13 protein-coding genes are annotated in these 13,640 nt (G+C 43.5%); 1 reads left to right on the top strand and 12 read right to left on the bottom strand.

Translation table 11 applies throughout. The annotated features are described in order from the left end of the window. Positions 1–11: 11 nt before the first annotated feature. From U0035_RS18870 to U0035_RS18830, 9 genes are all read right to left on the bottom strand, one after another. Positions 12–1,406 (bottom strand): FecR family protein, encoded by a 1,395-nt coding sequence (locus U0035_RS18870; protein ID WP_162817910.1) that lies wholly within the window; start codon positions 1,404–1,406, stop codon positions 12–14. A gap of 112 nt (positions 1,407–1,518) precedes the next feature. Next, a complete protein-coding gene (locus U0035_RS18865) occupies positions 1,519–2,073 on the bottom strand; it encodes an RNA polymerase sigma factor (RefSeq protein WP_162817911.1) in 555 nt (184 codons plus the stop codon). A gap of 145 nt (positions 2,074–2,218) precedes the next feature. Beyond that, positions 2,219–2,944: a tRNA pseudouridine(38-40) synthase TruA gene (gene truA, locus U0035_RS18860; protein ID WP_114791488.1), complete on the bottom strand. Its 726-nt coding sequence runs from the start codon at positions 2,942–2,944 to the stop codon at positions 2,219–2,221. A 40-nt stretch (positions 2,945–2,984) separates the two neighbouring features. Further along, on the bottom strand, positions 2,985–4,184 hold the full coding sequence (locus U0035_RS18855; RefSeq protein WP_114791489.1) for a DUF4476 domain-containing protein: 1,200 nt from the start codon (positions 4,182–4,184) through the stop codon (positions 2,985–2,987). Between the two features lie 110 nt (positions 4,185–4,294). Further along, complete coding sequence (locus U0035_RS18850; RefSeq protein ID WP_211316462.1) at positions 4,295–5,269, bottom strand: prolyl oligopeptidase family serine peptidase; 975 nt, start codon at positions 5,267–5,269, stop codon at positions 4,295–4,297. A 24-nt stretch (positions 5,270–5,293) separates the two neighbouring features. Further along, positions 5,294–6,166, bottom strand: coding sequence for a TPM domain-containing protein (locus tag U0035_RS18845; protein WP_114791491.1), 873 nt, complete (start codon positions 6,164–6,166; stop codon positions 5,294–5,296). A gap of 9 nt (positions 6,167–6,175) precedes the next feature. After that, positions 6,176–6,640: a TPM domain-containing protein gene (locus U0035_RS18840; protein ID WP_114791492.1), complete on the bottom strand. Its 465-nt coding sequence runs from the start codon at positions 6,638–6,640 to the stop codon at positions 6,176–6,178. 4 nt (positions 6,641–6,644) lie between these two features. Next, positions 6,645–7,229 carry a LemA family protein gene (locus U0035_RS18835; RefSeq protein WP_114791493.1) on the bottom strand — a complete coding sequence of 195 codons (585 nt, stop codon included), beginning with the start codon at positions 7,227–7,229 and terminating at the stop codon, positions 6,645–6,647. Positions 7,230–7,238: 9 nt separating this feature from the next. Then, a complete protein-coding gene (locus U0035_RS18830; protein WP_114791494.1) occupies positions 7,239–7,820 on the bottom strand; it encodes a LemA family protein in 582 nt (193 codons plus the stop codon). Between the two features lie 271 nt (positions 7,821–8,091). Between U0035_RS18830 and U0035_RS18825 the strand changes: the two genes are divergently transcribed. Next, a complete protein-coding gene (locus tag U0035_RS18825) occupies positions 8,092–8,781 on the top strand; it encodes a hypothetical protein (RefSeq protein WP_211316463.1) in 690 nt (229 codons plus the stop codon). A 107-nt stretch (positions 8,782–8,888) separates the two neighbouring features. On the opposite strand, the gene U0035_RS18820 is transcribed toward U0035_RS18825, so the two are convergent. The 3 genes from U0035_RS18820 to U0035_RS18810 form a co-directional block, all read right to left on the bottom strand. Further along, positions 8,889–10,574 carry a metallopeptidase TldD-related protein gene (locus U0035_RS18820; RefSeq protein WP_114791495.1) on the bottom strand — a complete coding sequence of 562 codons (1,686 nt, stop codon included), beginning with the start codon at positions 10,572–10,574 and terminating at the stop codon, positions 8,889–8,891. 47 nt (positions 10,575–10,621) lie between these two features. Next, positions 10,622–12,292 carry a metallopeptidase TldD-related protein gene (locus tag U0035_RS18815; protein ID WP_114791496.1) on the bottom strand — a complete coding sequence of 557 codons (1,671 nt, stop codon included), beginning with the start codon at positions 12,290–12,292 and terminating at the stop codon, positions 10,622–10,624. Positions 12,293–12,428: 136 nt separating this feature from the next. Then, on the bottom strand, positions 12,429–13,616 hold the full coding sequence (locus U0035_RS18810) for a sigma-54-dependent transcriptional regulator (RefSeq protein ID WP_114791497.1): 1,188 nt from the start codon (positions 13,614–13,616) through the stop codon (positions 12,429–12,431). Positions 13,617–13,640 lie beyond the last annotated feature (24 nt).

The raw sequence follows: 13,640 nt of genomic DNA, 5'->3' as shown, positions 1-13,640 counted from the left end.
AATCGGTGGAATTAGTTCCTGCGAATTATAAACTGCTCTTTCTCGATATCCAAACGAAGGCCATTCATAGCGCATATTGCAGTTAAGGCTTGTTCTAAAGAGCTATTATGATCTACCGAACCTGTAATGTAGACATGCTCAATTTCGTTGTTGAAGAAATATATTTTAGAAGACTTTATTTTCTGTAGTATTTCTAATGCATCTGCCAACCGTGTCTTATTAAACAGGATTGTTCCATCTTCCTGTACGTAATAGGTTGTCGGCTTTATTATTTCCGGAGCCATTGCAGTTACCTCAATGTCCCTGGCCTGTGGTAGCAATATACTATTATCATTCTTTGCGATCTGGGTTAAAGTACTTCTGGTCAATTGCCGCTTTGCATCTACTTCTACAGTTTCTCCCGCTTTACTTTTCTCAACCCGTATGGTATCATTTATTCTTTGCCAGCTAAGGCCGTTCATGGCGCATACAATATCCAACACAGTATTTATTGAACTGCCTGGCTTGAATAGGCCTGTAAAATAAGCCCCCTCTATCCCGGTATCGTTATAGTCAATTGCAACCCCATATATTTGCTCCAGTTGGCTGAAAACCTCACTCACCGGGGCTTTCACAAAATCCATTGTCGGTACAGCTTTTTCCTTTACTGTAATCTCCGGCTTTAAGGTGGGTGTTATAGGTAAAGTGGGCTGAGTGGATTTCAGGACCGGAATGAGTGTCACTGATACAACTGATGTTTGAAGGTTGATGCGGCATTGATTTCCCGGCGTCAGATACACATCATCCATTTTAATATCAGGTGATACGGATTTGACGGCAACTTTCCCTTCGAACAATTGCACTTCAACAGTTCTGTTATCCAATTCAGATACTGTAAAATAAGTACCTAAGGCCGTAGTGGTAATATCAGAAGCATACACCACAAAAGGCTTTTGCTTATTTTTCATCACATCAAAACCGGCTTTGCCTTTCAGATAGATATGCCGATTGCTCTTAAATTCTTTTTCGAAATTGATAGCCGCCCCCGGATACAAATCAACCACTGACCCATCGGAAAGCAAATACTTTTGAATGGCGGATGTTGTATTTACCAGCTCTTCCAGTTTATCCCCGGCAACTGCAACCGGCCGCTTTTCATGATTGTTCAATCTCATGAAGTAGCCTAATAAAATAATTCCGGCCAAACAGGCTGCTGCAACTATGGCCATTATTCGACGAACCGGCGTGACTGATGTTTCTGCCTTCACCTTACGACGCATGGCATTGTCTACATCAGGATTTATCAACCGGTGTTCAGGCACTTTATCCCACTCATGCTGTCCCGCCATTTCATCCAGTAAGGAGGGCTCCTCTTGCAGATACCGCATCACCAGCTCAGCTTCTTCCGCAGAACACTCGTTCCTCAAAAATTTTTTTATAAGCTGTTTTCGGTGCATTGAGTTCCTTAACTAATAAGTAGTACGTGTTAGTTTAGAGTTTCCCCTATCCTGAATAAAAATAAAATGAAAATTGTGTTTATTAAATCTCGCTAGCAATAAACCATATGAGCAGTCCGAAATACTTACGCAGTTGAGAGGTTGCCTTTAACAAGTGATTATCAACTGTCTTTACGGAAACATCCATTATGGCTGCGATTTCCTTGTACGACAAGCCATAGACATGTTTGAGTTCAAAAGCTTCTTTACGTTTTTCGGGAAGACTATTGATGGCAACAGTTAAGCTTTGCTTTAATCCTACAACAGGTTCGATCGATGAGTTGAGCCGATACTCACGTTCCGTTTCGGTGTGCGTTTCAACAATATGCTTCCGGTAAACGGCTTCTTTCCTCAACCAGTCGATATGCACTTGCCTTGCTTTTTGAAACAGCTGCTGATCTATCGAAAGATCAAGATCTATTGAAGACCGGTACTGCCATAACTTGATGAAAGTTTGTTGGGTAAGGTCTTGCGCCACATCTTCGAGCCGTGCTTTTTGCATAAAATAACCAAACACTTTTTGATAAAAGCGCTCGTACAAATCAGTAAATACACGATGATTTCCGTCCTTAAGTTTCTGCAGGGTTTGAAGCTCCATTAGCATCGGAATTTGTGCAAAGGTGACTTTTTAAATAGCAGTGTCGTATTAAATTTACTTTAACAATTATTCCGGCCAAAATTATTTAAGAGAGGTAGTGGTGATATCGATAGGGTTTCTCGGTCTGGAATCGGGTTATGGTTGCTTACTCATAACTCACCTGCATCAGTGTCAACCCATGCGCAGGGGTATCAAAATAAGTGTTGCTGCAATCTTTAGATTCAATAATGTTTCTAAATGTATCCAGGGACACAGTACCCCTTCCTACCTTGAGCATAGTGGCCGTAAGCGCCCGAACCATACCACGCAAAAAGCGGTTGGCCGATACAATATAAATCAATTGATCATCTTTCAGGACCCATTCACTCTGCAGTATCGTACAGTTGAACGTTTTTACCTGTGTATTTTTTTTTGAGAAGGATGTAAAGTCGGTATACTCTTTTAACAGGGCAGCAGCGCTGTTCAGTAATGCTATGTTTACCGAGTAGGGATAAAAATAAGCGCGGTCTGCTATAAAGGGATTTTTATACTGATAGACGTGATAATGGTAAGTTCTGCTTAATGCATCAAAACGGCAATGCGCATCACTATTTTTTTCATTAATACTATTGATGGATATGTCCCCGGGAAGAATCGCATTCAAATTGTAGATCCATTTCTGCTCAAAGGTTTCCGGCCAGTCGAAATGGAAAAAGTTTTGCCGGGCATGAACGCCGGCATCCGTCCTGGAAGACCCTGTAAGTTCAACGGGTTGTTTGAAAAGCACTTCAAAAGCCTTTTCAATCTCGCCCTGGATGGTCAATGCATTTTTCTGGATCTGAAATCCTTTGTACCGGGTACCTTTATAAGCTACTTCCAGGAAATAACGCAATACTGTTTACAATTTTAAAATGATGGAAAATGACCTGAGCTTATTGAACCAGTGCATTAAATTTATCGCGGTAAGCGCCATCTTTAATTTCAGATGCGAGCGATGCAAAGTTCTCCCTATCCGCTATAAAAGGATATGCTGCAGCATAAAAATTATACTTCCCCGCATTTGAAAGAAACATACTGCTCAGGTATTTGATATGAGCCGTTGTATAGCATTTAGCTTTAAATGCTTTTGAAGCCTGCGCGATCATGCTATCATCATTACTTTCTGACGCCATTGCACGGCGCAATTTTAAAAAGTCATCTTCCGCCGCTATAGCTTTACAAGCTGCATTCGTTGTTTTTGCCACTGTATTTTCCGAAGCTGCCGGCTGGGAAATAGCAGCTTTCTCTTCTACCTTAAAACCACCTGACTGTCCGCCTTCATTTGCCGCCACTGTTTCTTTTTTCTCTGTTACTGCAGGTGGAGCGGGAGTGGATACAGGCTCTTTAGGTCCGCTGTTTTGGGGTTCCGGAATAAAAATAGTGATAGGATCTACCTGCCCTGATTCGTTCCTGTCGTCGTAAACCACCGTAACACCTTTTGATGTTTTTGTTTGAACAGGCTCTGCTGCTGAGCTGTTATCAGGCACTCTGACAACCGGCCGCTCCTGCACACTAGCAGGTTGTTTGTTTTCGCCTGGTGGTGGTGTTACTACTGCAACCGGTTTTTCCTCCACTGGCTGAGGTTTAGGTTTTTCCAACAAACTCGGGTCGTTAGCTGCCTGCGACAATACTTTTGTAAAATCTGATACATTTTCCGAAGGGGTAGTTTCTTTTTTGGGTTCAGCCCTGGGTGCAGGAGGCGTTGCCTTTGCTGTTACCACTTCTTCATTTCCCTTCAACGCTTTTTGAACTGCCATGGTTTGCAGGTCAAATAAGCCCCAACCGTCATTTCCGTAATCCTTTATCAGGTAACCTTTATCTTTTGAATCAATTTTGAAATCGAAACGTTGCTCGGCTGTCTTGCTATCGGGGAAACCGACCGTTAATTTATAATCACCATCCTTTAACTGGGGGAGAATTAAATATCCTGAGGCATTGGCGCTGATTTGCTGCCCGTTGATCTTTATGTAAAACGGCTGTGCGGGTTCTGTTTGAAGATAAACGAAGTACTTTGACTGTACCTGGTAACCCTGCCCGAAGCCGACAAAAGAAAGGAGCATCAATAAAGCCGAGAAAAGAAAATGCCTGTTCATTAAATAAAATAATTTTTCTTGCAGGCAAATTTAACTGAAATAATCGGTTTGACGTTTGTCCCGGGCAAATTGAAAACTTTTAGGTTTTGTTTAATATTTCCATTAAAATATCATTTTTCTATACGCCGGAAAAATTTACGCTCGCCCATTAATAAAGAAAAGCCCCGGACGGCGCCATCAGAGCCTTTGGTAAACTCTATTTCATCTACAGCATCATCCTGCCAGTAGAAATTAGTAAGGGACGAACCCTTTAGTAAAATTTTGTTGTTGACATCTTTCACCAGGAGCCGTCCTTCTTCCATGATCACAGACACCGTATCTTTTTTTGCATCAGTATATTTGCCGACATAAGACTTCAAAGTGGCATCGGGCACTGTAACCGGGCTAAAACGGAACCGTTTCTTGGAAAGCAGCCATTGGTACAGACTGTCGTTATTATAAGTCCCGTCCCAACTATTATGATTCGCATCCGGATATAGTGTAAACTTCACTTCAGCCTTCTTATTGTACTTACGAACCGCATCGATCATACTGATGGAAGCTGCGGGTAATACTACATCATCTTTAGCTCCGTGAAAGCACCAAATGGGCATGTAGCGCAGCGTCCAGGCTTTTTCGGTATCTCCGCCACCGCACACCGGTGCAATAGCTGCCAGATCAGAGGGATATTTTTCCGCATAGTTCCAGGTACCAAAACCACCCATGCTTAACCCCGTCATATATACCCGGTCTTCATCTACTTTATATTTTTTCTTCAGATCATTTAGCAGGGCTTTCAACACGTCTACCTGCCAGCCCATACGGGGCGGAGCCTGGGGCGAAACCAGGATAAAAGGGAATTTGCGACCGGCTTCTACCAGTTTGGGGGGACCATGATATTTAACCTTATTCAAATCATCGCCGCTTTCGCCCGATCCGTGTAGAAATATCACCAATGGCCATTTGCGGGCAGTATCGTTTTTATAATTTTCTGGTAAATAAAGCAGGTATTGGGTCTCCTGAACCAGTTTTTCTGCGGTTTGCTGCGCCCACAGCTGCAGGGGCAGCAAACCGGCAAGCAGCATGAATTTTAATTTATTAAGCATAATCGTAAGTATTCACTTCATCACTTACCAGCTGCCACCCGCGCCGCCGCCGCCAAAACCACCGCCACCGAAACCACCGAAACCTCCTCCGCCCGACCAGCCGCCACCGCCACTATTACCTCCTCCTGACCAGCCACCGGGGAATATTACCGGGCCACCCCAGTTATCACGATAACCACGGCGCGATACATAACCGCCACCGCCACCGCCGCCCCTGCGGCTGATAATAACAATAATGATAAGAAGAATAATGGCCGCCATTAAGAGACCAGAACCCCGGCCACTTTTACCCCGCTGATTATAACCATCCGGCGCCTGGTATTTACCAGCCGCAGCATCCATTATATCTGTGGTAGCCTCATCGAGCCCTCTGTAATTACTCCCTTGACGGAAGTAAGGAATCAGAACATTTTGTACGATCTGATCCGCGATCAAATCAGTAACCGAACCTTCGAGGCCGTAGCCAGGCGCAATGAAAACCCCGCGCTGACCACCTTTGGTTCCTGTATTAACTAATATGACAATACCATTACTAAATTGTTTTTGTCCGCCAACACCCCATTTTCTACCCAGCGCAATGGCAAACTCATCTCTTGAATACCCTTTCAGGTCGTCCACTACTACCACCGCGATCTGGTTAGAAGTACTATCGTCATAAGCTACCAGCTTGCGCTCCAGCGCCTCTCTTTGCTCGGGGGTCAAAAAGCTTCCCGAAAAGTCGTTCACTAACCTGGGTGGATTGGGTATAGGGGGAATATCATTCTCTATTTGTCCCTGTGCTGTAAATACAAGAATGCTGAAGAGCCCCAGGAAGAGCACCTTCAGGATACGCTGATGTAAGCTGCCGGCTAAGGACAAAAAAGAAATGGATATTTGTTGCTTCGCTTGGATGAGCATCTTTTTTTACTATTTGCCAAATACAATATCGTCTGGTAATTCATTATGGTCACTGGCCCGGTCGTAAGGGAAATAACTGTGTAAGCCCTCGCCTATTTCATATACATACTGGCAGATGCCCTCCACAAAATGCTCCTGGTTAAACTCCTGTAAAATATGGCTTACCAGTTCACGCCAGTATTGAACCCCGGTTTTGGTATAGATTCCTTCATCACCATAAATAGCCAGCTGGTGGTCTTTAACCGCTATATAAAGCAGCACTGCGTTACGCTCTACAGTCTGCTCCATCTTCAACTGGAAAAAGATCTCAGAAGCGCGTTCAACCGGATCCACATATTTACAATGACTTTCCATATAAATACGTATCTCCCCGCTGGTGCGGCTTTCGGCATTCCTGATTGCTTCCACTACCTGCTCCTTTTCGGCTGGTGTCAGAAACCCGGGCGACTTGCTTTTAAATAATGAAAATCCCACTGGCTTAAAATTTAATATCTACATTATTTTGTGCTCCTTCAACTGCTTTAAAGCCTTCCTTTACTTCAAACCCAAACATTTTTGCCACCAGGCTTTTAGGAAAAGAGCGGGCCGCTTCATTATAATCCCTGACAGCTGCGTTAAAATCGGCCCTGGCCACTTTTATTCGGCGCTCGTTACCCTCCAGTTGCACCTGCAGCCCTCTGTAAGCCTCCGTACCTCTTAATACCGGGTACTTCTCTATTACGGCTATTAAACGGTTGGAAGCGGCAGCCAGTGTATCCTGAAGTCCGGTCTGCCGGTTATAACTATCGGCTGATAAGCCAGCACCGGAAGCCGATAGCGCATTGCTCCTTGCTTCTGCTACCTGAACCAGGGTTTCCTGCTCAAAGCTGGCCATACCCTTTACGGTGTTAACCAGGTTGGGTGTCAGATCAAGCCTTCGCTGATAAGTGTTTTGCACATCTGCCCAGGTTTGTTCCATTTTTTCTTCCTTGCGCACTAAAGAATTGTAAGCCACTATAACATAGAGACCCAATAAAATAATGAACGCACCAATAAGATATCCTGAAAAACGCTTTTGCGGCATGCTCTTTAATTAAAATTCAACTTTTGGAGCTGTTTCTGCACCCGGATCAGCTTTAAACGGTTCTTTAGCTTTGAAGCCAAACATACCACCTAAAATATTCATAGGGAAAGACCTCACTTTTGTATTATAGCTGTTTACGGCACCGTTAAAAGTATTGCGTGATGCACGAATTTCGTTTTCGATGCTTTCCAGCTGCCCCTGTAACTGCAGGAAGTTCTGATTCGCTTTTAATTCAGGATAGCTTTCAACAACCGCCAATAAACGGCTTAATGCGCTGCTAACCTGCCCCTGCGCTGCCTGGAACTGCTGCATATTTTCCGGCGTCAGCTGATCGGCAGAAATATTGACAGAAGTAGCTTTAGACCTTGCTTCAATAACTTTAGTTAATGTTTCCTGCTCAAATTTAGCGGCACCCTTAACGGTGTTTACCAGGTTTCCTACCAGATCATTACGTCGCTGGTAGTCGCTTTGTACATTCGCCCAGGCATTCTTTACTACTTCATCTTCTTTTACCAGTCCGTTATAGCCTTTACAACCCATAAAGCCCACCACCACTAATAAAATGATTACAATTAAAGCTATTCCTTTCATAGTTTTTGATTTTAAGTGTTTATCTAACAAATTTAATACAATTAGGTATTGCAGGCTGATTCCTTTCGGTAAACCTGTAAGCTATATCGGTAAACGAAAGCATTGGGTATGCCTGTACAACAACCTTATAAAAATCTGAATTGGAAAATAGCTAAAAAATGAGTAAATTAGAGCTGTAGTTACCAGATCACTAATCGTGGCGATCTCTTTTATTACAACGATACTGAGAAGGAATGGAAAGTTTATTGTTCACCCATTAAAACTTAACATTATGAACCAGTTAGCTTTTCGCCCCGCATCTCCTTGCCAGAATGCCCACACACTTCTTTCACAGGCAACCCTGTCCCTGATTTCAACAATATTAATAACAGGTAAAAAATGGTGCCATCTATGCTCGTTGCTATTGGGATTATCCTTTTTTGTTTTACCCGGATGTAAGCAGAGCAGTGCCAATACACCCGATGAGAAAAAGCTCCAGGCAGAAAAGGATGCTATTCTGGCTACTATAGAAAAGGAGACTGCTTCTTTTTTTGCGAGAGATTACAATGCATGGAAGTCAACGTACGCCCAAACGGACTATGCTTTCCAGGCATGGAGCAACCGGGACGGTACTTTTGACGCCAGTGTAGGCTGGAATGGGATTGATAACACCGTAGGGAAATATATAAACGATAATCCTGAGCCGCAGTCAAGCAGCCACCCGGTTGTTGAGCGCAAAAACATCAAATATAAATTTTATGGCCCCGATGCCTGCTACCTTACCTGGGACCAGTTCAACAGTAATAAGGAAGGCGATAATTTCCACCACAGTAAGGAAGTAAGAGTGATGGAAAAAGAGAACGGGCAGTGGAAAATAGTTTGTGTAGCTGCATTCTGGGACTATGTAAATCCCATTTCAGCAGACCGCTTAAAAGATATTCAGAGGATGGATAAAGAGTCGAGGGGTACTGATAAACTTTAAATGGAGAACCCGGAGCCAAGCCGTGAAAGCCGCCAAACCAGGCCGTTAAGGGGAGCTTCGTTTTTTGGGCACCCACATCTATGATTTTTTACACACCCTCTGGGCTGTTATTTCTTAACAGCCTTTTTTATTTTCCCTGTTGTTTTCCCCCGGGTACCGGCTGCGGACTTATCTAAAAGCGGATTCGAAACAATGATGGGTTTAGGCTTCGTTGTTGTTTCACTTTGCTCTATTTCTATTTCGTTAACGATCAAACTTTCAGGTGAAATAATACTATAGTCTGAACTGTTCTCTAACTGTTGCTTATCGGACGCTAGTATAAATCGTCTTAAAGATTTCATGGCCAATGGAGTAATCCTGCATTCATTCACCATTTCTGTTTTCCCGGTCGCCACATCGATTTTGTATATTTCCGGACTATTGGAGGACATATCTTTTACCATGTAGGCAGCAGTGAGTCCTTCTTCCTTCGCCAAACGCAATAACCGGACCTGCATCGAATCGGCAGAGGCGATTTTGGAAGAAGTGAGTCTCAAAACACCCGCATTGTAATTTCTACCCATGAAAGATTGCGCAAATCCCTGTGACTTCAGGAATTTTCTGGTAGGCGTCCTCCCATTCAGCAAGCTCTTTAAAATACCGGCTTCTATCAATACCAGGGAATCAGCCGGCACAACGCCTTCGTCATCTATTTCGTAATGACCGGTAGTATGTTTACCATTCACCATTTTCAATGAAGGTATTGCTGTTACTGTAAGATCAGAGGCTACCAGCTTTTGTCCCAGCTTTTCTTCATAGCTGGTTCCGCCTGAATTATATCCTATAATTGGTTTACGCCGGGTTTGCAGGGTATTGGAAAAACACTGATTGACGATATCGGTTACAGCATTACCCATAAATAATACCGGTCCCATATAAGACCCTTCAAATGCTTTAGCCAGTTCTTTTTGTTGTATTTTACTAATGAGTTCTTTTACCTTGGTATGTAACTGATCCCATGCAGGCAACTCTTCCATACTTTTTACCGTGATAGAATAGTTACTATTATAATTGTTGCCTTCCTCATCAGAAGTAGCGCCATAGGCCATAAAGGTAACGGCACCGCCCGGTTTGCGTATCACCGAGCCTTCGCTGCTCACTATGTAGTTTTCGGAACTGTTGACCAACAAACGACAATAAGAAGTGGTAATTTTAGGATACGCGATAAACAGGGCCGATAAAACTTTAAGCTGCTGTTCCCATTTTTTTGTATCTAATTGAATAGGCTGAATAGCGCCAAAATCCTTTACCACCGGCGTGATACGGGCGAGATCATCCAGGGCCAGCTCTTTTTCATCCACACTTACTCTTTTTAACGACGACATAAAGCCACTGAACTGGCGGGCATTATTTTTATAGGCCCGGTCTGTTTCCAGCCATAAAAGACGGCGGTATTCATCTGCACTGGCTTCATCCGGGAGGTTCGCAAAATACCCGTCATACATCATATAATCGAAATTGCGATGATAGTCTCCCACCCTTAGCTTAACGGATACCGATTTATTGTTAACCGGCGTTTTAACTACCGTTGTTATTTCACCACGTTCGCTGCTTAAATGATAACTGTTTACGTTTTGCAGGTTATAGGCTATGTAAAATGGCTTTTCCAGGTCGGGTAAATGCAGGCGCTGAATATTTCGCTGCAACTCATCATTCAGCACTTTTACATAAAAATTATCTTTCAGATCCTGTGCTTTTACTACAAAGCCCGTAAAACCCAAGATTAATACAAGGAAGAAAATTCTAATTCTCATTTTAATAGCTTATTTAGGCGACCTGCTGAATAAATGGATATAAGTTATTACTGCTTGTCCAGGTCCGGCCTCGGCAATACCGGCAAGCGCTCAGACGATTTACTTTTTTTCTGCGTTTCAATTACATCAACAAAAATGGCAGGCGATGAAGCCGAAACCGGCACCCAGCCTGAGCCGGAGCCACACATACCGTTAAAGGTTTCTGTTGTGTTACTGCAAGCTGTAATATGTTTGAACATTGAAAGCGGTGTGCCAATCAAGTCCACTCCCCGTACCAATTCGTCTGGCTTATCATCTGTATAAATCTTATACACTTCTGTAGGCAATACATTAAAAGCGTTTGGTGTAGTACGACCTACATTGGTAAACCCTCCCTGCACATCCTGGAAGAGATACCCGTACTGTTTACCTTGTTTCTTGCATTCTGCAATCAGCATATCCCTTAATTCACTGAATGTTTTTTCGCTTTTGCCGGTTACTACCAGGTTACTTTGCCTGCTCTCCGGAATACCACCAGGCGCAGTACGTGCATGGCCGTTACTGCCGCTCACGCCGTTAATAGGTGTACGCGTCATTAAAAAATTGCGCAGTATCCCCTCCTCTACTACCGCTACCTTTTGTGCGGCTACTCCTTCATCATCGAATTTATAGTACCCGTTCACCTGGGAACCCGAAACATTTTTTGTGGTCGGATCCATCGCAATACTTAAAAAAGCCGGTAATACTTCGGTGCCTATTTTATTTTTAAAGGTTTGTCCGTCAAATTCATTTTTCATTCGCTTGCCTTCAAGCCGGTGCCCGAAAATTTCGTGGAAGAACACACCGGCAGCCCTGCCTGAAAGAATTGCAGGACCCACAAAAGGATCTGCCAATGGTGAGTTTTTCAGTGCGCTCAACTTGACACTCATACCGGATACATCGGCCAGGACACTATCGCCGGCCGGCAAACCGGACGGCATATAAGCAAAATACAGTTTGTAAAGCGGCAGCTCCATTCCGTCGGCTGCTTTGGTATTGCCAAAAATACTCTGCCAGGTTTCGGTTCCATTTTCAACGATGTCCGATCCGTCGGTATCGACAAAATATTTACGGGTGATCTTAAATTCAAAATTGGCCCCTCCCTGTAACAGGTCAGGATTTTGCTTAAATACCTGTGTGATTTTTTTTAGCGCAGCAGCAACCTTGTCCAGGTCGGGTTTCAGCGCTTTATAATTTAAAGGGGCATCAAAATAAACCTCCCGCCTGGCATTGGAAAAGTCTGCGGCGGTATCTTCTTCAGCTACCCGTACTTTTTTGTTAGTCAGCAATTGTTCATATATCTGTGCTGCGTTCTTATAAGCCATATCCGTACTTTTCCAGATAGATAACTTTAGTATATCCTCGTTCTCTACAATCGGTAAAGTTCCCGGAGCTCCTCCAGATTGCATATTATGCGTATTATCGAACTGATAACTGCCTACCCGTACGGTTGGTGTAAAAATTCTTACCCGGTTAGAGTCAATAGAATTGATAACGCCGAAACTGGCTGTTACCCGGTAGGATACAATATCGTCCACCCGGTAGCTCATGTAGTACACATTTTTATCGGCCGCCTTTAGCTGCGTAAACTCACGCTGTAGTTCGTTCTTCAAAACGCCCGAAAGCCGGTCCTGGGCATAGGCATTGGCAAAAAGTAAAATGGAGCCCATTAGCAGTAAAGCGCGGGTTGCTGTAGTCATATGCTATAAAGATAAGTGGTGCATTCGAGGTAATAAATAGTTGACTCTTAATTGTTCCTTAAATCACAACTGCTGTGTGCATGATCAAAACATGCGCACAGCAGTCAAAAAACGCTTAATAATAAGATGTGTTTACTTACGGATTTGCATAATTCTTTACATCATCTGCAATAATTGTTTTGCCGCTCAAAATAACCAGCCGTTCTACTACGTTACGCAGTTCCCTTATATTTCCCGTCCAGTTATGCTGTTGCAATAATTTAATGGCACTGTCGTCAATGCCTTTCTTGGCGATACCATAGTCCGCACAAATGCTTTCCAGAAACCGGTCAATTAACTGAGGGATATCATCCCTGCGGTCATTTAAAGAAGGCACATGAATTAATATTACACTGAGGCGGTGGTATAAATCGAGCCTGAAATTTTTTTGCTCCACTTCTTCCAGCAGATCTTTATTGGTAGCCGCTATTACACGCACATCAACACTAATATCCTTATCTGCCCCTACCCTTGTTATTTTCCCCTCCTGCAAGGCACGAAGCACTTTGGCCTGCGCGCTCAGGCTCATGTCACCTATCTCATCCAGGAAAAGGGTTCCCCCGTTTGCCTGCTCAAATTTTCCGATTCTTTGTTTAACGGCCGATGTAAAAGATCCTTTTTCATGACCGAACAATTCAGACTCGATCAATTCTGTTGGAATAGCGGCACAATTTACTTCTACCAACGGGCTGGCATTACGGGTACTTTTTTCATGCAGCCAGCGGGCCACCAGTTCTTTACCCACGCCATTTTCACCGGTTACCAGCACCCTGGCTTCGGTAGGCGCTACTTTATCAATTGTTTCTTTAATACGCTTAATAGGTTCAGAGTCTCCTACAATTTCCTGCACCCTGGATATTTTTTTACGCAGCACTTTGGTTTCTGTAACAAGCGTACCCTTATCCAGTGCATTTTTAATGGTGATCAGTAACCGGTTCAGATCCGGCGGCTTTGAAATAAAATCATAGGCGCCTTTTTTTACCGCTTCTACCGCTGTTTCAATGGTACCATGACCCGATATCATAATAACCGGAACATCGGGTGCAATTTCCAACGCCTTGTTGAGGAACTCCATCCCGTCCATTTTGGGCATTTTAATATCGCACAAAACCGCATCAAATTTATGCTCGGAGAATATTTTAATTCCCTGTTCGCCATCTGAAGCCTCATGTGTTTTATAGCCTTCAAATGATAGTATTTCTATTAAAGTTTTACGGATAGACACCTCGTCGTCAACTACGAGTATGAGAGGTGCATTGTCGTTTGTCTTATTTCTATGGGGCACTTTATAACAGATTTTTTTGTTTAG

The organism is Niabella yanshanensis, from assembly GCF_034424215.1.
Classification (GTDB): domain Bacteria; phylum Bacteroidota; class Bacteroidia; order Chitinophagales; family Chitinophagaceae; genus Niabella; species Niabella yanshanensis.
This window is presented reverse-complemented; position numbering and strand designations above follow the sequence as displayed.